A 21,156-nucleotide genomic window follows, 5' to 3' on the forward strand; every position below is an offset into this window, starting at 1 on the left:
TGAGTTTTCCGTTTCGACTGCGCCGGAAGTGGGGCGAATTATAGAGACTCAGAATCTGCCGTCAACCGTTAATTTCAGTTTCTTTCAATGCACCGAAAAAGCCAGCTATATATAGACGCAATGCCTCCGAATGCGCAGTATATTGCCCAACATCTAAAACAATACCCTGCTCTCACCTTCGGACGATGCCTTGCAATGACTGACCAACCTCGCTCTCTGGCCTCAACGCTGTTCCCGGTTGGCCTCCTATTAATAGCCATGGCATCCATCCAGTCTGGCGCCTCTTTAGCCAAGAGCATGTTCCCGGTGGTCGGGGCTCAAGGGACGACTACTCTGCGCCTGGTCTTCGCCAGCGTAATCATGCTGTTGTTGCTGCGCCCTTGGCGCGCAAGGCTGACAGCACAGTCGCTGCGGACAGTGATCGTTTACGGAATGGCGCTGGGTGGCATGAACTTCCTCTTCTATATGTCATTGCGCACAGTGCCGCTTGGCATTGCAGTCGCGCTTGAGTTCACGGGTCCGCTGGCCGTCGCCATTTACGCCTCTCGCCGCGCTATCGACTTTCTATGGATTGCCTTGGCGGCGGTCGGCCTGCTGTTGTTGATCCCGACCGGAGCAACATCCGCAGGAATTGATCTAGTCGGCGCCGGTTATGCCTTGGGCGCCGGCGTGTGCTGGGCGCTGTATATTTTGTTCGGCCAAAAAGCCGGTGCCGACAACGGCGTGACGACTGCGGCCCTGGGCGTGATGATCGCCGCACTGTTTGTCGCGCCGATTGGCATCGTGCATGCCGGCACCGCGTTACTGACCCCGTCGCTGATCCCGATCGCCATTGGCGTCGCCATCCTCTCAACGGCTTTGCCCTATACCCTTGAGATGGTCGCCCTCACCCGCATGCCTGCCCGCACCTTCGGTACCTTGATGAGCATCGAACCGGCCTTCGGCGCATTGTCGGGGCTCCTTTTTCTGCAGGAGTACCTCACGCTGTCACAATGGATGGCGATCCTCTGCATTATTCTGGCCTCCGTCGGGGCAACCATGACCATGGGCAGCACCGCCAAGCCCGCCGTTGCGGCAGATTGAGACAGGATTTGACGAAGGTCTGGCAATTGGCGTTCATTTAGGCCATGTTTAGCCCCCTTAACTCAGTGCCAGACATGGATTTTTCGGACAGGGATATCAAACCGCTTAAAGCGCAGGCGAATACAGGCAGACCCGAGCGACAGACTCGTGGCTACCATAAGGACGGTAATGAAACGAATTTTGATACTGATCGCTGTATTGGCAGTAGCGGGGTGCGCAGCGACCTCCAAGACCCAGGTGAAGCACGGTAAAAAAGGGCTGCACATCAACTGTTCCGGGCTGTCGTCCTCTTGGGACAAGTGCTACACCAGCGCCGCCAATTCCTGCGCCCCTAAAGGCTACAAGGTCATCGCCAAATCCGGGGACGCCGTGGAAGAGCCAGGCGATTACCCGTTCGGTCTCAATCCGGCTGGCTATACCAGCCGCAGCATGATCGTCATCTGCAAGTGAATCATTCTGGCTACTCGCCTTGTCGAGCAGCCAGTTGACGCCCGATTTCCTCATGACTGGACTGCAATACCGTCTGTTGAATCTCCGGCGTCACCAGCATCCGCGCCACCACCAGCGCTCCGACGCATTGCGACAGAATCGCCCATGCCAGGCTGTCGCTTTCCAGGATCTGCGCCCAACTGGCTTGCAGCCGACAAATCCACAACTCTGCCTGCTCGCGAACCTGATCATCTGAACGGGCAATTTCCGCGCCCAGTGTCGGCAGTGCACAGCCCGATTCAGGCTGCTCTACGTGAGCCATGCTCAGGTACTGCTTGAGACAGCGCTCCAGCCGCTCACGGTCCTGCGCTCCCTGCCCTCCCAGCCGCTCCAGGCTCTGACACAGTTCGCGCTCGACGATTGCGGTGAACAGCTCGTTTTTCGACGAGAAGTGGCTATAAAACGCCGCGCCACTCAAGCCGATAGCCTTCATCAAACCATCGACACCGACTGTGGAAAAGCCCGAACGCTTGGCTGAAAGCGCACTGCTGTTCAGCAGTTTTTCTCGGGTTTCCAGCTTGTGACCGGCGGAATACCGCATGTGCTTACCCTCTTGATCGACTGCCTTGACGTTGTCCGGATCCTAGCATAACGTTCGTTCACTTAACGATCGTTTACTAAAGGGGTTCACCCATGAATAACAACAAGAAGGTCGTATTAGTCGTTGGTGCCGGCGATGCCACCGGCGGAGCGATTGCCAAGCGCTTTGCCAGGGAGGGATTTGTCGCTTGCGTCACCCGGCGCAGTGCCGACAAATTGCAGCCGCTGGTCGACGCGATTCTGGCCGAGGGTGGAGAAGCACATGGTTTTGCCTGCGATGCACGCAAGGAAGAAGACGTCATGGCGTTGATTGAAGAGATCGAAACCCGCCTGGGTCCGATCGAGGCGTTTGTCTTCAACATCGGCGCCAACGTGCCTTGCAGCATTCTCGAAGAAACTGCGCGCAAGTATTTCAAGATTTGGGAAATGGCCTGTTTCTCGGGTTTTCTCAATGCCCGCGAAGTGGCCAAGCGCATGGTCACGCGCCAGCGCGGCACCATTCTGTTCACAGGCGCCACCGCCGGGCTGCGTGGTGCTTCCGGATTTGCCGCGTTTGCCGGCGCCAAACACGGTATCCGTGCACTGGCGCAAAGCATGGCGCGCGAGTTGGGCCCGATGAACATCCACGTCGCGCACGTGGTGGTAGATGGCGCCATCGACACTGATTTCATTCGCAACAGTTTCCCAGAGAAGTACGCGACCAAGGATCAGGACGGTATTCTCAATCCCGAACACATCGCCGAAAACTATTGGTATCTGCACAGTCAGCCACGGGATGCCTGGACCTTCGAGCTGGATCTGCGCCCGTGGAACGAACGCTGGTAAGCCCCGCCTCCTCCATAACAATAATCAGAGAGCAGCGAAGATGACGAAAACCGTGGAGTTCTATTTCGACCTCGGCAGCCCTGCCACTTACCTGGCCTATACCCAGTTGCCGAAGATCTGTGCCGAGACCGAGAGCCAGCTGATCTACATCCCGATGCTGCTGGGCGGCGTGTTCAAGGCGACCGGCAACGCATCGCCGGCAATGATTCCGGCGAAGGGCCGCTACATGTTTCAGGATCTGGATCGCTACGCCAAACGTTACGGCGTGCCGCTGAAATTCAATCCGCATTTTCCGATCAACACACTGATGCTGATGCGTGCCGTCACCGGCATCCAACTGCGCCAACCAGAACGCTTTCACGCATTTATTGATTGTCTGTTCAAGGCATTGTGGGTGGAGGGACGCCCGCTTGATGAGCCGGCAACTGTCGCTGCGGTATTGAGCGAGCACGGCTTCGACCCCAATGAAGTTCTGGCCCTGACCAACGACGAGACGGTAAAGGCAGCCCTGAAGGACAACACCGAAACAGCCATTAAACGCGGTGTATTTGGCGCGCCGAGCATGTTTATCGGCAATCAGATGTTCTTTGGACAGGACCGCCTCGACTTCGTCGACGAAGCCCTGCGTCAAGATTAGAAACAACACCCGGGCACTGCCGACAGCGCCCGGGTTTCAGCCATTCAGATCGCCGCAGTGCGCGTGTTCAGCCACTCCAGCGCAGCGTCCTCCAGCAACGGACTCAGACGCTCACGCACTTCAGCGTGGTAGGCGTTGAACCACTGCTTTTCTTCCTGGGTCAGCAAGGACGGCTCCAGGCAGCGCGTGTCGATCGGACACAGGGTCAAGGTTTCAAACTTGAGGAACTCGCCGAACTCGCTGTTCCCCGCCTCGCGGTTCATCGCCAGGTTCTCGATGCGCACGCCCCAACGGCCCGGACGATAAGTGCCCGGTTCGATCGAGGTGATCATCCCCGCCTGCATCGCCGTTTGCGGTGCCGGTGCTGCCTGATAGGCGATCACCTGCGGGCCTTCATGCACGTTGAGGAAATAGCCGACCCCATGACCGGTGCCGTGACCGTAATCCACGCTTTCCGCCCAGATCGGTGCGCGGGCGATGGCGTCGAGCAACGGCGACAGAATGCCTTTCGGGAACTGCGCCCGCGAAAGAGCAATCACGCCTTTGAGTACCCGAGTGCAGTCACGCTTCTGTTCAGCCGTCGGCGTCCCCACTGGCACCATTCGGGTGATGTCGGTAGTGCCGCCCAGGTACTGGCCGCCCGAGTCGATCAGCAGCAAGCCGTCACCCTCGATCACCGCGTGTTCTTCTTCGGTGGCGTGATAATGCGGCATCGCGCCATTGGCGTTAAACGCGGCAATCGTGTTGAAGCTCAGCGACACGTAATCCGGACGACGCTCACGGGCAGCAGTGAGTTTCTCGTCGATGGTCAGTTCGGTGATGCGTTCACGACCCAAGGCCGATTCCAGCCAGGCGAAAAATTCGCACAACGCCGCGCCGTCCTGCTCCATGGCCTTGCGGATGTGCTGCGCATCAGCCTCACTCTTTTGCGATTTGGCGAGCGTGGTCGGGTTCAGGCCTTCGACCAGTTTCACGCCTTTGTCCAGGTTATCCAGCAAACCGCTGGTCACCCGCGCCGGATCCACCAACAGGCTGGCGCCGCCTGGTACAGCGCGCAAGGCGTCGGCGACTTCTTGGTAATCGCGCAGAGTCACACCATCCTGCTCCAGCACTGCACGCAACTCGGCATCGACTTTGCTCAAGGCCACAAACAGGGTCGCTTGCTGTTGATTGATCAACGCGAACGACACAAACACCGGATTGAACGAGACATCGCCACCGCGCAAGTTGAACAGCCAGGCAATGTCGTCGAGGGTGGCGATGAAGTGCCAGTCAGCGCCACGTTCCCGCAAGGTCTCACGCAGTTTGGCGAGTTTTTCGCCACGGCTGACCGTCGCTTGCGGTGGCAGATGTTGATAGATCGGCGCGTTCGGCAGGCTCGGGCGGTCCGCCCAGACTTCATTCAGCAAGTCGATGTCGGTACGCAAACGCGCGCCGCGGGCTTCAAGCTTGCTGCTCAACGTGCGTGCCGAGGCAACGGCCATCACCGCACCGTCGACCGCGACCACGCCACCTTCAGGTGTCTGCTCGGCCAGCCAGTCCAGCGGGCTCGGCTGACCCGGTTGCAGCTTGACCAGTTCGATGCCGCTGCCCTTCAGCTCCTTGGTCGCCTGCTCCCAATAGCGACTGTCAGCCCAGACCCCGGCGAAATCAGCAGTCACGATCAACGTGCCGACCGAGCCATGAAAGCCCGACAGCCATTGTCGCCCTTGCCAGTAACCCGGCAGGTATTCCGAGAGGTGCGGGTCCGCCGATGGCACCAGCAACGCATGAATGCCTTCGCGGCGCATCAGTTCACGGGTGTGCGCCAGGCGCTGGGGAACCGTTCCTTCGGTCAAAGTCTGGGTACTCATCATGTCTCCTGCCAATCACTTCATCGTTATTGTTCGTAGCCGTGAAAACCGGCTTGTTAAAGCCCTGTCGCCCAGAATGCCGGGGCACTGGCGCAGGCGCCTTTGATCAGTTCTGCCGCCTGATCGACATCGTCGGCGGTGGTGAAACGGCCGAGGCTCAGGCGAATGGTGCGACCGGCCAGCCGGGTATCGTGTCCCAGGGCCAACAGCACGTGAGAGGGCGTGTTGCTCGCCGAGTTACAGGCCGAGGTCGCGGAAAAGGCGATCGACTGGCTCAAGGCCGCACTGTTGAATTCACCTTCGCTGAACGTCAGGCTCAGGGTATGCGGGATGCGCTGGCTATCGCTGCCGTTGAGGCGCACGCCAGGCAGGCTCGATAATTGTTCGAGCAAGCGCTCACGCAGCGCCACGATGGATGTTTTCTCCGCATCGAACGCCGCAGCGGCCAAGGCGAATGCCGCGCCCATGCCGGCGATCTGATGAGTGGCCAGCGTCCCGGAACGCAGCCCGCCTTCGTGGCCGCCGCCATGAATCTGCGCCTGCAAACGCTGCTGCGCGCGCGGGCCGACATACAACGCGCCGATCCCCTTGGGGCCGTAGAGTTTGTGCGCCGAAAACGACATCAAGTCCACCGGCCATTGCTGCAGATCGATCGCCACTTTGCCCGCACCCTGCGCGGCATCGACGTGGAACAACGCGCCACGGCCGCGCACGACTTCACCAATGGCCGGGATATCGTTGAGGGTGCCGAGTTCGTTGTTGACCAGCATCAGCGACACCAGAAAGGTGTCGTCGCGCATGGCTTCACTGATCGCCTGCGGGGTGATCAGGCCATCGGCGTCCGGCACCAGATAGGTCACCGCAACGCCGCCGTCCTGCAATTGCCGGGCGGTGTCGAGAATGGCTTTGTGTTCGATCTGACTGGTAATGATGTGGCCACCGGCAACGCCGCGCGCCTGCGCCACGCCCTTGAGGGCGAGGTTGTTGGATTCGGTGGCGCCGGAGGTCCAGACGATCTGCGCGGCTTCGGCGCCCACCAGTTCGGCGACTTGTCGGCGGGCCTGCTCGACCGTTTGCCGGGCCTGCTGGCCGAAAGCGTGGGAGCTGGACGCCGGGTTGCCGAAGTTACCGTGAAAACCCAGACAGTCGATCATCACCTGGATGACTCGCTCGTCCACCGGGGTGGTGGCGGCGTAATCGAAATACAGCGGACGTTTATTCATAAAAGACTCGCAGAGCGTGTTCCGGGATCAGGAGGCTCGTGTCTGCAAACGGCACAACGCAGCCTCGTGAGCTGCGCGTTGGTTCGAGAGCGTCATCAATACCTGATCGGATGCCGTTAAAGAAGAACAACTTCATTTAAAAGTGCGTAGGAACGCTCCTGAAGCCGAGCTTAACAGGCATCGGGCCGGCGGTTGAAGCAATGCGTCAGTGAAAGCTTTCGAGAAGTAACGGGTACAGCGAAATCACCAACAGCGCCGCCATGCCCCAGTTGAACACGCGCAACCAGCGCGGGTCCTTCAGCACGTTGCGCAACAGCGTGCCACACGCCGCCCAGACGCCGACACTGGGCAGGTTGATGATGGCAAACACGGCGGCAATCACCACCACGTTGGTGAAATAACCCTGCATCGGCGTGTAGGTGCTGATGGCGCCGATGGCCATGATCCAGGCCTTGGGATTGACCCACTGGAACGCCGCCGCGCCGAGATAGCTGATCGGCCTGGCCTCGCCTTCGACGCCCTCGCCCACCGGCCCCGAGTGGGCGATTTTCCACGCCAGATACAACAGATACGCGGCGCCGACATAGCGCAGCACCGTGTACAGAATCGGGTATGTCTGGAATACCGCGCCCAGGCCAAAGCCCACCGCGACCACCAATACGAAGAAACCGCAGGTGATGCCGAGCATGTGAGGAATGGTGCGGTTGAAGCCGAAGTTCACCCCCGACGCCAGCAACATGGTGTTGTTCGGCCCCGGTGTAATCGAGGTGACAAGGGCAAACAGGGCAAAGCCCAACAGCAGATCAAGCGAGAGGGTCATGGAGGGCAATCCGTCGGGGGTCATTCAGGTGTTGACCCTATCGCACGGCAGCCCGCAAACCCACGGACAGTTAGGCGAAAATACGAGCAGTACAGTTTTCGATCAACTTGGACGACCGTGCAGCTGTATCGCACGTCCGGCGCTCATTTCAGCTTTCTTGTCGAATTGCGATTCGCCCAGCAGTGCGGCTTTCTTCGCGTGATATTCGTCGAAGGACAAGCCGCTGCGGTTCAGCGCTTCCATTGCCAGTTCGCGGGTTTCTTCGGCGGTGTACGGCCGTTGTTCGGGGGAAACGTGGGTCGCGCAACCGGCGAGTACGGAGACAGCGAGCAGCAGCGAAACAGTCAGTAAACGATTCATGGGGAGCGTCCTGGCGAGCGGTGGTAGTCGATGGACAAAGGCTACGCCCGCGCCCGCCCGGGCAAAAATCAACGCGCTCAATAGTGGCTATCAGGATTTCAGCTTGATCGGCGACATATCTCTTAACGATCTATAAATATCGATTAACGTTCTTTTACGGAATAAACAGCAGTCGCTATAAATCCCTGCACACGGCGAACAACTGTTGCTCCAGCAACTGTTGCTCAGGCAACAGCAGATCAACAAACCCGCCTGATATCCGCACAACCGACTCACGCCAGAGCGCTCAGGCCCAAGTAAACCGGGCCTTTAAGGAATTGGTACAGCGCTTGCTCAAGCCTTGGCAATGACTCACTGCTCGCTGAGCAACTGTTGATAAAAAGGAACTGATCATGTCGCGTCCCCTGAAAGTCGTCGCCCTCTCCGGCGGCACCTGGCGTCCATCGCGCACGCTGGTACTGACCCAAGCGCTGTTGGCCGAACTGGCCGGGCACTTGCCGGTCGAGAGTCATCTGATCGAACTCGGTGACATCGCCCGGCCGTTGGGTGGTGCCCTGTCGCGTCAGGAACTGAGCGTCGAAGTCGAAGCCGAACTGCAAGCCATCGAACAGGCCGATCTGCTGATCGTCGCCGCGCCGGTGTATCGCGGTTCCTACCCGGGACTGCTCAAGCACCTGTTCGACCTGATCGACCTCAACGCGCTGATCGACACCCCGGTGCTGCTCGCCGCCACCGGCGGCAGCGAGCGTCATGCGTTGGTGCTCGATCATCAGTTGCGGCCGCTGTTCAGTTTCTTCCAGGCGGTGACCCTGCCCATTGGCGTGTACGCCACCGAGGCCGATTTCGCCGACTACCAGATCACCAGCGAACCGCTGAAAGCGCGGATCCGCCTGGCCGCCGAACGCGCCGCGCCGCTGTTCGGCACGCAAATCAAACCGTTACTGAAAATCGCTTAAGGAGCCGTTCATGGATGTTTTCTGGTTCCTGCCGACCCACGGCGACGGGCATTACCTGGGCACCACCCAAGGCGCGCGCCAGGTCACCCTGAATTATCTGAAACAAGTGGCGCAAGCCGCCGACAGCCTCGGCTACCACGGCGTGCTGATTCCCACCGGGCGCTCCTGCGAAGACTCGTGGGTGATCGCTTCGGCGCTGGTGCCGTTGACCGAGCGCCTGCGTTATCTGGTAGCGATTCGCCCGGGAATCATTTCGCCCACCGTTTCGGCGCGCATGGCGGCGACGCTCGATCGACTGTCCAACGGCCGCCTGCTGATCAACGTGGTGACCGGCGGCGACCCCGACGAAAACCGTGGCGACGGCAGCTTCCTCAGCCACAGCGAACGCTACGAAGTCACCGACGAATTCCTCAAGATCTGGCGCCGGGTGTTGCAAGGCGAATCGGTGGATTTCGAAGGCAAACACCTGAAAGTACAGAACGCCAAGGCCCTTTATCCGCCCGTGCAGAAACCCTATCCACCGCTGTATTTCGGTGGCTCGTCCGACGCCGCGCATGATCTCGCTGCCGAGCAAGTCGACGTGTACCTGACCTGGGGCGAACCGCCCGCCGCCGTCGCCGAAAAACTTGCCGATGTGCGTGAACGCGCCGCTCGCCATGGGCGCAAGGTGAAGTTCGGCATTCGCCTGCACGTGATCGTCCGCGAGACCGCTGAAGAAGCATGGAAAGCGGCGGACAAACTGATCGAGCACATCAGCGACGAGACCATCGAGGCCGCGCAGAAATCCTTCTCGCGCTTCGACTCCGAAGGCCAGCGGCGCATGGCGGCGTTGCACGACGGGCGTCGCGACAACCTGGAAATCGCCCCCAACCTGTGGGCCGGTGTCGGTCTGGTACGCGGCGGTGCCGGTACCGCGCTGGTGGGCGATCCGCAGCAAGTGGCCGCGCGGATCAAGGAGTACGCCGACCTCGGTATCGAGAGCTTCATCTTCTCCGGTTATCCGCATCTGGAAGAGGCTTACCGCTTTGCCGAACGGGTGTTCCCGCTGCTGCCGGAACCTTACGCGAGCCTGGCCGGACGCGGCGTCACCAACCTCACCGGGCCGTTTGGCGAAATGATTGCCAACGATGTGTTGCCCACCAAGTCCTGACCCAACACAAACTCTGTAGGAGCTGCCGCAGGCTGCGATCTTTTGACTTTGTTTTTTACAAGCAAGATCAACAGATCGCAGCCTTCGGCAGCTCCTACAGGACAGTTGTAAAACATAGGAGATTTGGTGTGACCGCCAAACCACAAAGCACCCTGCTCTCCCCGCTGCAGACCGCCCGTCAACTGGCCGCCGAATTCGCCCTCACTGCCGTCGAGCGTGACGAGCGCGGCGGTACACCGAAGGCCGAACGCGATGCTCTGCGCGACAGCGGCCTGCTGGCTCTGAGCATTCCCACTCGCTACGGCGGCCTCGGCGCGCGCTGGAGCGAAACCCTGCAGATCGTGCGCGAGTTCGCCAAGGTCGACAGTTCCATCGCCCACGTCTTCGGTTTTCATCACCTGATGCTCGCCACCGTGCGCCTGTTCTCGCGGCCCGAACAATGGCAGCCGTGGTTCGAACAGACCGCGCGGCAGAACTGGTTCTGGGGTAACGCCCTCAACCCGCTCGACACCCGCACTGTGGTCAAGGATTTCGGCGGCTGGCGCGAGTTTTCCGGGAAGAAAAGCTTCTGCTCCGGCGCCAGCGATTCGCAGATGTTGATCGCTTCCGCCGTCGACGAAAGTGCCGGCGGCAAGTTGCTGATCGCGGCGATCCCCAGCGGTCGCAGCGGCATCACTTTGCATGACGACTGGAACAACATCGGCCAGCGCCAGACCGACAGCGGCAGCGCCACGTTCGAACGGGTGCGGGTCGAAGAATCCGAACTGCTGCTTGATCCCGGCCCGTTGAGCACGCCATTCGCCTGCCTGCGTCCGCTGATCGCGCAACTGACCTTCACTCACATGTTCCTCGGGATCGCCGAAGGTGCCTTTGAGGAAGCCCGGCAATACACCCTGAGCGAAACCCGGCTCTGGCACAAATCCGCCGCCCGCAATGTGCGTGAAGACCCGTACGTGCTCGCGCATTACGGCGAGTTCTGGGTGGCGCTGGAAGGCATTCGTCTGCTGGTCGAGCGGGCCGCCGCGCTGCTCGACGAGGCCTGGGCCAAAGGCCCGAACCTGACCGCAGAAGAACGTGGACATCTGGCCACGGCGATTGCCACCGCCAAGGTCGCCGCCAGTCGTCAGGGGCTGGATATCTGCTGCCGTTTGTTCGAAGTCACCGGCGCGCGTTCAACCCACGCCTCGCTGCGTCTCGATCGGCATTGGCGCAACCTGCGCACGCAGACTCTGCACGACCCGCTCGATTACAAACTCCACGAGCTGGGCGACTGGGCGCTGAACCAGGCGCTGCCAGTGCCGACGTTCTATTCCTGATCTTGCCTTTAATGGAGCGAGTCCCATGCAACTGCTGACCCTTCCGCCCTCACCCGCTCTGGCGACGTCGATCCGTGCCACCGCGCAGGTCTTTGAAGACCCGAAATCCCAGGCCTTGCTGGCGCATCTGCAACAAGTCGCGCCGAGCGAAGCCAGCGTGCTGATCATCGGCGAGACCGGTACCGGCAAGGAACTGGTGGCGCGTCATATCCACAATCTGAGCCACCGCCGGCATCGGCCGTTTGTCGCAGTCAACTGCGGCGCCTTCTCCGAATCACTGGTGGAAGCCGAGCTGTTCGGCCATGAAAAAGGCGCCTTCACCGGCGCGCTCAGCGCCAAGGCCGGCTGGTTCGAAGAGGCGGATGGCGGCACCTTGTTCCTCGACGAAATCGGCGATTTGCCAATGGCGATTCAGGTCAAGTTGCTGCGCGTGTTGCAGGAACGCGAAGTGGTGCGCCTCGGCTCGCGCAAAAGCATTCCGATCGATGTGCGGGTGCTGGCCGCGACCAACGTGCAACTGGAGAAAGCGATCAATGCCGGCAACTTCCGCGAAGACCTGTTCTACCGTTTGAACGTGGTCAATCTGGAACTCAGTCCGCTGCGCGAACGGCCCGGCGATATCCTGCCGCTGACCCGGCATTTCATCGAGGCCTACAGCCAGCGCCTGGGTTACGGACGGGTCAACATCAGCCCCGGTGCCGAACAGAAACTGCGCAGCTACAGTTGGCCGGGGAACATCCGCGAACTGGAAAACGTCATCCATCACACCCTGTTGATCTGCCGCAACGGTGTGATCGAGCGCGATGATCTGCGCCTGTCCAACTTGCGCATCGAGCGCGCGGACGATCAGCAGTCGAGCGCCGACGATTCACCGGAAGCGTTGCTGGAACGGGCCTTTCAAAAGCTCTTCGAGCAACAGGCCGGCGCCCTCCACGAAAAGGTCGAAGACGCCCTGCTGCGCGCTGCCTATCGCTTCTGCCATTACAACCAGGTGCACACCGCCGCGCTGCTTGGTCTGAGCCGCAATGTCACCCGCACACGACTGATCAAGATCGGCGAACTGGCGGTGAACAAGCGGCGGCTCACGGAGAATCTGCACGGTGAACGCCTGATCCAGTTGTCGATCTAGCCGACCAGATTGCAGTGCAGCGCATCGTCATGACTGCGGGCGATGCTGCTCAACACCTGAAATGAATTGAAGGTCACGGTCTTCGCCTGATGGGCGCGGATCAGCTGCCAGAAATCCTGCTCGCCGCTTTCATAGCGACAGAACGCCGCCTCCCCGGCTTCGCGGCTTTGCCATTGCAGCAAGCTCAGCACCCGCCGACCGTCGTCGCTGACCTGGACGCTGGCGCTGACAAAGCCTGCGTAGCGCTGCGCCAGATGTTCGCTCTGCTGCGACAGCGCACAAACCAATGCCGGCTGCTGACGCGGCTCGATCTCGAATTCGATCAATTGGGTAAAACTGCGATTTTTCGCTGAGGTTTGCATGAGAAGTCCCCACTCATTAAGCCGAGTCTTGCGACTCGAAGGCCTGCAGGGTAAAACCTCTAGTTAAGTCAAGGTCAAGAGCCCTTCGCAAAATGATCACCCCGGAAAACCTGCACAAACAGCTCACCGTCGGCGAAGTCGCCGCGCGCAGCGGTGTCGCGGTCACTGCCCTGCACTTTTATGAAGCCAAAGGCCTGATCAAGAGCCAGCGCAATGCCGGCAATCAGCGCCGTTATCCACGGGCGGTCTTGCGCCGGGTGGCGTTGATCAAGGTCGCGCAACGCCTGGGTATTCCGCTGGCGGAGATTGGCGAGGCGCTGAAGAGACTCCCCGACGACCGCGCACCAACCGCAGCGGACTGGAAAATCCTCTCCGAACAATGGCGCCGCGAGCTGGATGAACGGATTAATCAGCTGACCCTGTTGCGTGACCGGCTTACCGGCTGCATCGGCTGCGGCTGTCTGTCGATGGAAGCTTGCCCGTTGCGCAATCAGGGCGATGTGCTCGGTGAGAAAGGGCCGGGGGCACACTTTCTCGGCTGACGGCTCGTCGGGGAAAATTTCTGCCCGCGCAGACAGTTCTATAGTGAATCTTCCACAAATCCGGTGGAGCCCTACCTCGTAAAACAAAGAACAGGGAGAACGTCATGAGCGTCAAACCCATTCCCGAGGGGTATCACAGCATTACCCCGTACCTCGGCATTCTCAAGGCTGCCGATGCCATCGAATTCTATAAAAAAGCCTTCGGCGCCACGCAGGTCATGCGCCTGGACATGCCGGACGGCCGCATCGGCCACGCCGAACTGCGCATTGGCGACAGCGCGATCATGCTCGGCACACCGTGCGATCAAGGGCCCTTGAGCGGCCCGGACCATGCCGTGTCGGTCGGTTTGCATCTGTATGTCACCGATGTCGACAAATCCTTTCAGCGGGCACTGGAGGCCGGGGCGCAAGCGGTGTCCGAGGTCAAGGATCAGTTTTACGGTGATCGCAGCGGAACGCTGAAGGATCCCTATGGGCACCTGTGGTTTCTGGCGACACGCAAGGAGGATCTGACCGAGGAGCAGATCAAGCAGCGGGCGATGGAGATGTTCAGCCAAGGTTGAGAAACTCAGCGTCAGAACTGGCTTCTTCGCGAGCAGGCTCGCTCCCACAATGTGTACTGTGTGACCAGGATTGTGTTCACACCAGAGATCCCTGTGGGAGCGAGCCTGCTCGCGAAGAGGCCGACATTGAGCACACCAACCACACTTCATGAACCACCACACCACGCTTCAACCCTTGCCCCGGATGCCGAACACTTTCAGGATGCATCCCACCCGCACCTGAACAAGGATCAGCCCGATGTTTGCCGGATTCCGCAAAGACCAGCGCCACGTCAACGGCGTCGATATCGCCTACCGCCTCGGCGGCAGCGGCCCGGGCCTGTTGCTGTTGCACGGACACCCGCAGACCCATGTGATCTGGCACAAGATTGCCGAGCAGTTGGCGGAGCATTTCACCGTGGTCGCCGCCGACCTGCGCGGGTACGGCGACAGCGCCCGGCCGGCTGCCGATGAACAGCATCGTCATTACTCAAAACGCGAAATGGCCAGGGACAACCTCGAGTTGATGCAGGCGCTGGGCTTCGAACAGTTTTCGGTGCTGGCCCACGACCGTGGCGCGCGGGTCGCCCATCGCCTGGCCCTCGACCACCGCGCTGCGGTGCAACGGATGATGTTGCTGGACATCGCCCCGACCCTGGCGATGTACACGCAGACCAACGAGGCCTTTGCCCGCGCCTATTGGCACTGGTTCTTCCTGATCCGCCCGGCGCCGTTGCCGGAAACCCTGATCGAAGCCGATCCCGAAGGCTATCTGCGCAGCGTCATGGGCAGCCGCAGCGCCGGGCTCACGCCGTTTACCGGGCCAGCGTTCAGCGAATACCTGCGGTGTCTGCAACGTCCCGGCAGCGCCCGCGGCATTTGCGAGGACTACCGCGCCAGCGCCAGCATCGACCTGGAACATGACCGGGCCGACATCGCTGCCGGCCATCATCTTGACCTGCCGCTGCGGGTGCTGTGGGGCGCGCAAGGCACGGTCGGGCACTGCTTCGACCCGCTCAAGGAATGGCAGCACGTGGCAACCGACGTCAGCGGCAAGGCGCTGCCCGCCGGGCATTATCTGGCCGAAGAAGTGCCGGAACTGTTGCTCGCCGAAGCCCTGGATTTCCTGCGCTGAATCGAGCGTTCCCCACCGATGCTATGCTGGCGGCTTGTGCCGCCAGTGCCCGTTCCGCCATGTCCCAGAACCAAGACCCCGTGCCCCTGCCCGAAGACTTGCGGGTGCTGCTGACCGTGATCCGCAAGAACGGCTTCGCAGCCGCCGCCGATGAGCTGGGCCTGAGCCCGGCCTACGTCAGCAAACGCATCCAGATTCTCGAATCGACCCTCGGCACCCGCCTGCTGCACCGCACCAGTCGCCGCGTGTCGCTGACCGAGGACGGCGAGCGGGTGCAGCGCTGGGCTTTGCGTATTCTCGATGACTTCCAGCAACTGCGCGACGACCTCGCCGACGCCCACGACAGCCCGCGCGGGCGCTTGCACATCTGTAGCAGTTTCGGTTTTGGCCGTAATTATGTGGCGCCTGCGGTTTCACGGCTGGCCGAGCTGCACCCGCAGCTGCAGATTCGCCTGGACTTGTTCGACCGTGCAGTGGACATCGTCAACGAGGGCTTCGACCTGGAAATCCGCGTCGGCGACGACCTGCCCGGCCAGCACATCGGCCGGCAACTGGTGAGCAACCGCCGGGTGCTGTGCGCTGCGCCCGACTACCTTGAACGCCGAGGTACACCGCAGACTCTGGACGATCTGCAACAGCATGACTGCCTGGTGATCAAGGAACGCGACAACGCCTTCGGCGTCTGGCATCTGGATCGTGACGGCACGCAGGAAAGCGTGCGGGTCAGTGGGCCGCTGTCTTCCAACAACGGCGAGATCGTCCTGCAATGGGCGCTCGACGGACGCGGGGTGTTACTACGCTCATTGTGGGATGTGAAACCGTTGCTGGAACAGGGCCGACTGCTGCCGGTGCTGGCCGATTACAGCCAGAGCGCCAACGTCTGGGCGGTGTACCCGACGCGGCTGGCCAACTCCGGAAAGCTGCGGGCGTGCGTGGAGTTTTTGCAGGGGCATTTCAAGGATCTTTCTCTCTAGCCCAGACACCACAAAATCCTGTGGGAGCTGGCTTGCCAGCGAAGGCGTCAGCTCAGCCAATATAAATGGTGGATGTGCCGGCCTCATCGCTGGCAAGCCAGCTCCCACAGGGTCAAAGGGGTGTCAGGCCAGCCATGGGTTGGCGGCCAGGTGTTCGCGCTCGAACGCCTCGATCTGCGCTCGCCGCTGCAAGGTACTGCCAATCGCATCCAGCCCCAGCAACAGTGCGGTCTTGCGCAAGCCATCAATCTGGAAATTGATGACTTCACCGTCCGCCAGACGAATCTGCTGCGCCTCCAGATCCACACTGATCTGTGCCGTTTCAGGCTGACTCACCAACCGGCCAATGCGCTGCACCTGCGCCTCATCCAGCGTGATCAGCAACACCCCGTTGCGCTGGCAGTTGTCGTAGAAGATTCCGGCGAAACGGCTGCCGATCAGCGCGCGAATGCCCATTTGCTGCAGCCCCCACACCGCGTGTTCGCGGCTGGAACCGCAGCCGAAATTCGCCCCGACCACCAGAAAACTAGCGCCCTGCCAGGCCGGCTGGTTCAACACGAATTCCGGGTTGGGCGTGCCGTCGGCGAGAAAGCGCAGATCGAAAAACAGCCCACGATCCAGCCCCTGACGATCGATACCCTTGAGAAACTGCTTGGGCATGATCACGTCGGTATCGACGTTGGCCGCGAGCAGCGGCGCGGCCCGGCCGCTGACTTGCGTGAAGGGTTGCAGGCTCATGGGCGTTCTCCGAAGTGGCGGATGTCGGTCAGGTGGCCGTTGATCGCCGCAGCGGCGACCATCGCCGGGCTCATCAGGTGCGTGCGCGCCCCCGCGCCCTGGCGGCCTTCGAAATTGCGATTGGTGCTGGAGGCGCAACGGTCGCCGGGCGCGAGCACGTCATCGTTCATCGCCAGGCACATCGAGCAGCCGGACTGACGCCATTCGAAACCGGCGTCGATGAAGATCTGCGCCAGCCCCTCAGCCTCGGCCTGGGCCCGCACTGCGCTGGAACCGGGCACGATCATCGCCCGCACATGCCCGGCCACCCGCCGACCGCGCACCACGCTGGCGGCGTCACGCAGATCCTCGATCCGCGCGTTGGTGCAGGAGCCGATAAAAGCGTGGCTGATGACGATATCGCGCAGCGCCATCCCCGCCTCCAGGCCCATGTAATGCAGGGCGCGGCGCATGTCCTGACGCAGGATCGGATCGTCGATGCTTTGCGGGTCCGGCACCTGCGCGCCGATCGGCGCCGCCTGATCCGGGCTGGTGCCCCAGGTGACCATCGGTTCCAGCAGACTGGCGTCAAGGTGGATTTCGCGGTCGAACACGGCGCCGGGATCGCTGCGCAATTCACGCCATTTCTCCACGCCCCGCGCCCACAGTACGCCTTGTGGTGCGCGGGGTTTGCCGTTGAGATAAGCAAAGACTTTTTCATCCGGCGCCATGAACACACCACGTGCGCCGGCTTCGACCGCCATGTTGCAAATGGTCATCCGCGCTTCGACGCTGAGGGCATCGATGGTCGAACCGCAGAATTCGATGGCATAACCCGTGGCACCCGACGCACCGATGCGGCCGATCAGCGCCATGATCACGTCCTTCGACGTCAGCCCCGGCGCCAGTTCGCCATCCACCGTCACGCGCAGGCTTTTCAGGCGTTTGTAGACCAGCGTCTGCGAGGCCAGCAGGTGCTCGATTTCCGAGGTGCCAATGCCAAATCCGAACGCCCCCAGCGCGCCGTACGTGGTGGTGTGGCTGTCGCCGGCGGCGATGACCATGCCCGGCAGAATGAAGCCCTGCTCCGGGGCGATCACATGCTCGATGCCCTGACGTTTATCGAGAATGTCCAGCAGTTCGATGCCGAAGTCCCGGCAGTTCTCCGCCAGATACGACACCTGCCGCGCACCGCCGGCATCAGGCATCGCCGCCACCCGTTTGGGGGTGGTCGGGTTGACGTGATCGACCACCGCCAACGCCGTACCCGGCCGCCAGACCTTGCGCCCGGCGGCGCGCAGACCGCTGAACGCCTGCGGGCTGGTGTATTCGTTGATCACCTGGCGATCGATATACAACAGCACATGGCCCTGATCGTCGAGGCGGCACACGGTGTGCGAATCGATGTGTTTGTCATAGAGGGTTCTGGGGCTCATCAGGGGGCTCACTAGGGGAATCGAGTGATTTCCATCATAAGGAGCGCGAACCGGCCATCAATTGCCCGACAGTGAGAGCGCCATTCATGAATCGTGTTTGATCGCCTGCCCGCAAAAATCCTGTAGGAGCTGTCGAGTGCAACGAGGCTGCGATCTTTTGATCTGTTGTTTAAAGATCAAGATCAAAAGATCGCAGCGTGCCGCAGCTCCTACAGGGGGATGTCGTCGCCCCCTGCGAAGTGCGAAACATTTACTTTCATATCACCTTTCGGGATTTGTCCGGCTCATCCGTCCTATAGAGATGCAGGCCGTTCGCACAGGCAACCGCCACGACCGCGCCTTTTTGCGGACACCCGCGCTGCGAAGCCCGTAGCCGCGTGCCCTTTCATCGAAATCAAGACGCGCAATCATGTCGAAGAAATCCCGTTCCAAACTGTGGTTCCTGGTGCATAGCTGGCTCGCGCTGCCGATCTGGTTTTTTGTCCTGATCGTCTGTGTCACCGGCACGCTGGCGGTGGTCAGCCAGGAAATCGTCTGGCTGGCCAACCCGCAGATGCGCGCCAGCCAACCGTCGGACGATGCGCCGCGGCTCAGTTACGATCAGGTGCTGGCCGCGATCAAACAGGCCGAACCGCAGACGCTGGTGGAAAGCATCAGCCGTCCAGACGAGTCGCACTTCGCCCTCGATGTCGAGGTCAGCTACCCCGACGGCCGTACCCAGACGGTCTACGTCAACCCGTACACGGGGGTGATTCAAGGCCCGGCGCCGGACTTCAACTTCAAGGCGTTCACCCGCGCCCTGCACGGCTGGTGGCTGGTGCCGTTCACCAACGGTTTCAGTTGGGGCTGGTACCTGGTGTCATTCCTCGGCCTGCCGATGCTGGCCTCGCTGGTCACCGGGTTGGTGGTCTACAAACGATTCTGGAAAGGCTTCTTCAAGCCCACCCTGCGATTTCGCCACGGCGCGCGGATCTTCTGGGGCGATTTCCATCGACTGAGCGGCATCTGGTCAATCTGGTTCATCGCGGTGATCTCGATCACCGGCACCTGGTTTCTGATTCAGGCCATTCTGGCCGACAACCAGGTGTCCATCAGCAGCGAGCCGATCATTCCCGCCATGTCCCGGGAAAGCGTACCGATGTCGAACGACGCCAGTCCTCCCCCACGAATCAGCCTCGATCGCGCAGTACAGATCGCCGAACAGCACATCCCCGGTCTGGAAGTCAGCTTCGTCAGCCTGCCGGGCAATGCCTACAGTCACCTGAGCGTTGGCGGTCGCGGCTGGTATCCGCTGATGTTCCAGACCGCCACGCTCAACCCGTACAACGGTGACATGGCCGCCACGCGACTGCTGACGGACCGTTCCTCGCTGGAGTTCGTCACCGAGTCGATGCGCCCGCTGCACACCGGTGATTTCGGCGGTCTGTGGATCAAACTGATCTGGTTCTTCTTCGGTCTGCTGCTGAGCATGATGGTCCTCAGCGGCCTGTTGATCTGGACCAAGCGCACCGCGCTGGCCACCGCCAACGCCCTCAAGCGCGAGAATAAAAAGGCCCGCAGCCCCCGCGTCAGCCGTGAACCGGCGGAGGTCAGCCTGTGAGCCCGTCCAACCGCACTGCCCCACCGTCCGCCCTGCGCCGCTTCTGGCACAAATGGCGCTTTCACCTGAACGCCTTGTTGCTGCTGATTCCGCTGGGGTTCATGCCCAAGTACTTCGCCGATGCCGCGCTGTTTCGCGGTGACGTCGGCCTTGGTGAGCATGAGGTCGGCGAGATCCAGGTCGGCCCGTGGAGCCTGCGCCTGGCCGAACTGCGTAACGAAGCGCCGCGCCTGAGTGGCCCCGCCGGCTACATGAAGGACTTCAATGCCGCCCTCTGCGACGCCTGTGTCGAACAGGTCAAGGCCACCTACCTGCGCATCGGCAAACCGCGCAGCCTGCGCGCCGCCGGGGTGATTTTCTTCGGCACGCCGTATCGCATGGGCGCGCAATTGCCGGTGGCGGAAAAGACCAAAGCCGATGCCGAACTGTGGATCACCATGGAAGGCTGGGACGGCAGCCTGCATCAGGCCTCGATTCCCCTGAGCCAGGCTTCACCCGCCACCCTCGCCTGGCTGAACCAACAAGGAGCCAAACCATGAACCGCGTTCAACGCCCTTCCCGCCTGCGGTTGCGCGCCGCGTTGCTGATGCTCTGCGCAGGTTTCAGCGCCGGCGCCCTGGCCCATAACCCGATGTGCGAATGCAAAGCCGTCGATGCCGAGCAGATCAAATGCACCGGCGGCTTCTCCGACGGCAGCGGCGCGCCGGGGGTGACCCTCGATGTGATCGGTTACGACGAAACCATTCTGCTGCCGGGCAAGCTCGGCGCCGACTCGACCGTGACGTTCAAGAAACCGGCAGCCGAGTTTTACGTGCTGTTCGACGCCGGCCCCGGCCACGTCGTGGAAATCGACCAAGCCGACATCGAGGCCCCATGAGCGCGCCCACCACGCAAGTCGTCCGCCCGGCCGGTGCCGGGCATGAAACCCTTAACGTTCTGCTGTTGTGTTTGCTGATCCTTGCCGTCGCCGGCTCGGTGGTGGCATGGCGCGGGGTGTCCCATGAACCGGAACCGGTTGCCAGCCATCAACTCGATGCACGGCGCGACCTGAGTGCCGCCGAGCAAGGCATCTACGCCGACCTGCGAGTGACCCTCGACGAAATCCGCCTGCTGCGTGCAGAACAGCAAAGCCTGCCGACGCCACCGACCCTGGCCGAAGAAGGTTTCGCCCCGTTCGCCCAGGACGCCAGTTCGGCCAGCCGTGGCGGGCATGCCTGGCAATTGCTGGCGGACACCGCCTATTTCGGCCACAGCCACGCGCCCGCCGTCGCCGGTTCATTCTTGATGCGGCTGAGCGCCGACGCCACTGCCGCGCCGGACATCTGGCTCAACCGCGCCGCCGAGCTGCAGACGCCCGCCGACCTGACCGACGCCGCGCTGTCCGCCGCAGGCTGGAAACAGATCGTCGCGCAGTTCGATGCCGGCGTGACCCGCGAGCATCGCCACTGAACCTTCGCCTTCACCCGA

Annotated in this window: 24 protein-coding genes; 16 read left to right on the forward strand and 8 right to left on the reverse strand. The window is 61.5% G+C overall.

Annotated elements, in window-relative coordinates:
• Positions 1 to 195 precede the first annotated feature (195 nt).
• Positions 196 to 1,083 (forward strand): threonine/homoserine exporter RhtA, encoded by an 888-nt coding sequence (rhtA, locus tag ACM6HV_RS22885; RefSeq protein WP_041069804.1) that lies wholly within the window; start codon positions 196 to 198, stop codon positions 1,081 to 1,083.
• Positions 1,084 to 1,251: 168 nt separating this feature from the next.
• Entirely contained in the window at positions 1,252 to 1,533 is a 282-nt protein-coding gene (locus ACM6HV_RS22890) for a hypothetical protein (RefSeq protein WP_041069802.1), read from the forward strand.
• 10 nt (positions 1,534 to 1,543) lie between these two features.
• Here the strand turns inward: ACM6HV_RS22890 and ACM6HV_RS22895 are convergent, their stop codons facing one another.
• On the reverse strand, positions 1,544 to 2,113 hold the full coding sequence (locus ACM6HV_RS22895) for a TetR/AcrR family transcriptional regulator (RefSeq protein WP_414905357.1): 570 nt from the start codon (positions 2,111 to 2,113) through the stop codon (positions 1,544 to 1,546).
• Between the two features lie 92 nt (positions 2,114 to 2,205).
• Between ACM6HV_RS22895 and ACM6HV_RS22900 the strand changes: the two genes are divergently transcribed.
• Together ACM6HV_RS22900 and ACM6HV_RS22905 are read left to right on the forward strand one after the other, a co-directional pair.
• Positions 2,206 to 2,937: an SDR family oxidoreductase gene (locus ACM6HV_RS22900; protein ID WP_414905358.1), complete on the forward strand. Its 732-nt coding sequence runs from the start codon at positions 2,206 to 2,208 to the stop codon at positions 2,935 to 2,937.
• Positions 2,938 to 2,977: 40 nt separating this feature from the next.
• Positions 2,978 to 3,574 (forward strand): 2-hydroxychromene-2-carboxylate isomerase, encoded by a 597-nt coding sequence (locus tag ACM6HV_RS22905; RefSeq protein WP_414905359.1) that lies wholly within the window; start codon positions 2,978 to 2,980, stop codon positions 3,572 to 3,574.
• A 44-nt stretch (positions 3,575 to 3,618) separates the two neighbouring features.
• Here the strand turns inward: ACM6HV_RS22905 and ACM6HV_RS22910 are convergent, their stop codons facing one another.
• The 4 genes from ACM6HV_RS22910 to ACM6HV_RS22925 form a co-directional block, all read right to left on the reverse strand.
• Complete coding sequence (locus ACM6HV_RS22910) at positions 3,619 to 5,427, reverse strand: aminopeptidase P family protein (RefSeq protein ID WP_414905360.1); 1,809 nt, start codon at positions 5,425 to 5,427, stop codon at positions 3,619 to 3,621.
• A 56-nt stretch (positions 5,428 to 5,483) separates the two neighbouring features.
• Positions 5,484 to 6,650 carry an aminotransferase class V-fold PLP-dependent enzyme gene (locus ACM6HV_RS22915; protein ID WP_414905361.1) on the reverse strand — a complete coding sequence of 389 codons (1,167 nt, stop codon included), beginning with the start codon at positions 6,648 to 6,650 and terminating at the stop codon, positions 5,484 to 5,486.
• A 205-nt stretch (positions 6,651 to 6,855) separates the two neighbouring features.
• Positions 6,856 to 7,470 carry a LysE family translocator gene (locus tag ACM6HV_RS22920; protein ID WP_041069783.1) on the reverse strand — a complete coding sequence of 205 codons (615 nt, stop codon included), beginning with the start codon at positions 7,468 to 7,470 and terminating at the stop codon, positions 6,856 to 6,858.
• 102 nt (positions 7,471 to 7,572) lie between these two features.
• On the reverse strand, positions 7,573 to 7,830 hold the full coding sequence (locus ACM6HV_RS22925; protein WP_041069780.1) for a hypothetical protein: 258 nt from the start codon (positions 7,828 to 7,830) through the stop codon (positions 7,573 to 7,575).
• Positions 7,831 to 8,222: 392 nt separating this feature from the next.
• Between ACM6HV_RS22925 and msuE the strand changes: the two genes are divergently transcribed.
• The 4 genes from msuE (at position 8,223) to ACM6HV_RS22945 (ending at position 12,381) form a co-directional block, all read left to right on the forward strand.
• Positions 8,223 to 8,786 (forward strand): FMN reductase, encoded by a 564-nt coding sequence (gene msuE, locus ACM6HV_RS22930; protein ID WP_414905362.1) that lies wholly within the window; start codon positions 8,223 to 8,225, stop codon positions 8,784 to 8,786.
• Between the two features lie 10 nt (positions 8,787 to 8,796).
• The gene (gene ssuD, locus ACM6HV_RS22935; protein ID WP_414905363.1) at positions 8,797 to 9,936 is read left to right on the forward strand and encodes an FMNH2-dependent alkanesulfonate monooxygenase; all 1,140 of its coding nucleotides are present in this window, start codon (positions 8,797 to 8,799) and stop codon (positions 9,934 to 9,936) included.
• A 128-nt stretch (positions 9,937 to 10,064) separates the two neighbouring features.
• Positions 10,065 to 11,252: an acyl-CoA dehydrogenase family protein gene (locus ACM6HV_RS22940; protein ID WP_414905364.1), complete on the forward strand. Its 1,188-nt coding sequence runs from the start codon at positions 10,065 to 10,067 to the stop codon at positions 11,250 to 11,252.
• A gap of 25 nt (positions 11,253 to 11,277) precedes the next feature.
• Positions 11,278 to 12,381, forward strand: coding sequence for a sigma-54 interaction domain-containing protein (locus ACM6HV_RS22945; RefSeq protein WP_414905365.1), 1,104 nt, complete (start codon positions 11,278 to 11,280; stop codon positions 12,379 to 12,381).
• On the opposite strand, the gene ACM6HV_RS22950 is transcribed toward ACM6HV_RS22945, so the two are convergent.
• Positions 12,378 to 12,743: an antibiotic biosynthesis monooxygenase gene (locus ACM6HV_RS22950; protein WP_041069765.1), complete on the reverse strand. Its 366-nt coding sequence runs from the start codon at positions 12,741 to 12,743 to the stop codon at positions 12,378 to 12,380. The two genes, ACM6HV_RS22945 and ACM6HV_RS22950, sit on opposite strands and share 4 nt — an antisense overlap.
• 92 nt (positions 12,744 to 12,835) lie before the next feature.
• Here ACM6HV_RS22950 and soxR point away from each other — a divergent pair, with 92 nt between their 5' ends.
• From soxR to ACM6HV_RS22970, 4 genes are all read left to right on the forward strand, one after another.
• The gene (gene soxR / locus ACM6HV_RS22955; protein ID WP_047295338.1) at positions 12,836 to 13,285 is read left to right on the forward strand and encodes a redox-sensitive transcriptional activator SoxR; all 450 of its coding nucleotides are present in this window, start codon (positions 12,836 to 12,838) and stop codon (positions 13,283 to 13,285) included.
• A 104-nt stretch (positions 13,286 to 13,389) separates the two neighbouring features.
• Positions 13,390 to 13,848, forward strand: a complete 459-nt coding sequence (locus ACM6HV_RS22960; RefSeq protein ID WP_145594014.1) for a VOC family protein — start codon at positions 13,390 to 13,392, stop codon at positions 13,846 to 13,848.
• Positions 13,849 to 14,086: 238 nt separating this feature from the next.
• Positions 14,087 to 14,962 carry an alpha/beta fold hydrolase gene (locus tag ACM6HV_RS22965; RefSeq protein ID WP_414905366.1) on the forward strand — a complete coding sequence of 292 codons (876 nt, stop codon included), beginning with the start codon at positions 14,087 to 14,089 and terminating at the stop codon, positions 14,960 to 14,962.
• A gap of 23 nt (positions 14,963 to 14,985) precedes the next feature.
• Positions 14,986 to 15,936, forward strand: coding sequence for a LysR substrate-binding domain-containing protein (locus tag ACM6HV_RS22970; RefSeq protein ID WP_414905367.1), 951 nt, complete (start codon positions 14,986 to 14,988; stop codon positions 15,934 to 15,936).
• A 123-nt stretch (positions 15,937 to 16,059) separates the two neighbouring features.
• Here ACM6HV_RS22970 and leuD read toward each other — a convergent pair whose 3' ends face one another.
• Entirely contained in the window at positions 16,060 to 16,674 is a 615-nt protein-coding gene (gene leuD, locus ACM6HV_RS22975) for a 3-isopropylmalate dehydratase small subunit (protein ID WP_414905368.1), read from the reverse strand.
• Positions 16,671 to 18,089 (reverse strand): 3-isopropylmalate dehydratase large subunit, encoded by a 1,419-nt coding sequence (gene leuC / locus ACM6HV_RS22980; protein ID WP_414905369.1) that lies wholly within the window; start codon positions 18,087 to 18,089, stop codon positions 16,671 to 16,673. Before leuC ends, leuD begins: the two co-directional genes overlap by 4 nt.
• A gap of 409 nt (positions 18,090 to 18,498) precedes the next feature.
• Here leuC and ACM6HV_RS22985 point away from each other — a divergent pair, with 409 nt between their 5' ends.
• Genes ACM6HV_RS22985 through ACM6HV_RS23000 form a run of 4 tightly spaced genes read left to right on the forward strand, consistent with a single transcriptional unit; the run spans position 18,499 to position 21,138 of the window.
• Complete coding sequence (locus ACM6HV_RS22985) at positions 18,499 to 19,689, forward strand: PepSY-associated TM helix domain-containing protein (protein ID WP_145594026.1); 1,191 nt, start codon at positions 18,499 to 18,501, stop codon at positions 19,687 to 19,689.
• A complete protein-coding gene (locus tag ACM6HV_RS22990) occupies positions 19,686 to 20,228 on the forward strand; it encodes a thiamine pyrophosphate-binding protein (protein WP_145594030.1) in 543 nt (180 codons plus the stop codon). Before ACM6HV_RS22985 ends, ACM6HV_RS22990 begins: the two co-directional genes overlap by 4 nt.
• A complete protein-coding gene (locus ACM6HV_RS22995) occupies positions 20,225 to 20,566 on the forward strand; it encodes a hypothetical protein (protein ID WP_007965473.1) in 342 nt (113 codons plus the stop codon). The genes ACM6HV_RS22990 and ACM6HV_RS22995 overlap by 4 nt, the downstream gene beginning before the upstream one ends.
• A complete protein-coding gene (locus ACM6HV_RS23000; RefSeq protein ID WP_414905370.1) occupies positions 20,563 to 21,138 on the forward strand; it encodes a DUF6162 family protein in 576 nt (191 codons plus the stop codon). The genes ACM6HV_RS22995 and ACM6HV_RS23000 overlap by 4 nt, the downstream gene beginning before the upstream one ends.
• The last annotated feature ends 18 nt before the right edge of the window (positions 21,139 to 21,156 follow it).

Source organism: Pseudomonas sp. IT-P260 (genome assembly GCF_949768395.1).
In the GTDB taxonomy this organism is placed as follows: domain Bacteria; phylum Pseudomonadota; class Gammaproteobacteria; order Pseudomonadales; family Pseudomonadaceae; genus Aquipseudomonas; species Aquipseudomonas parakoreensis.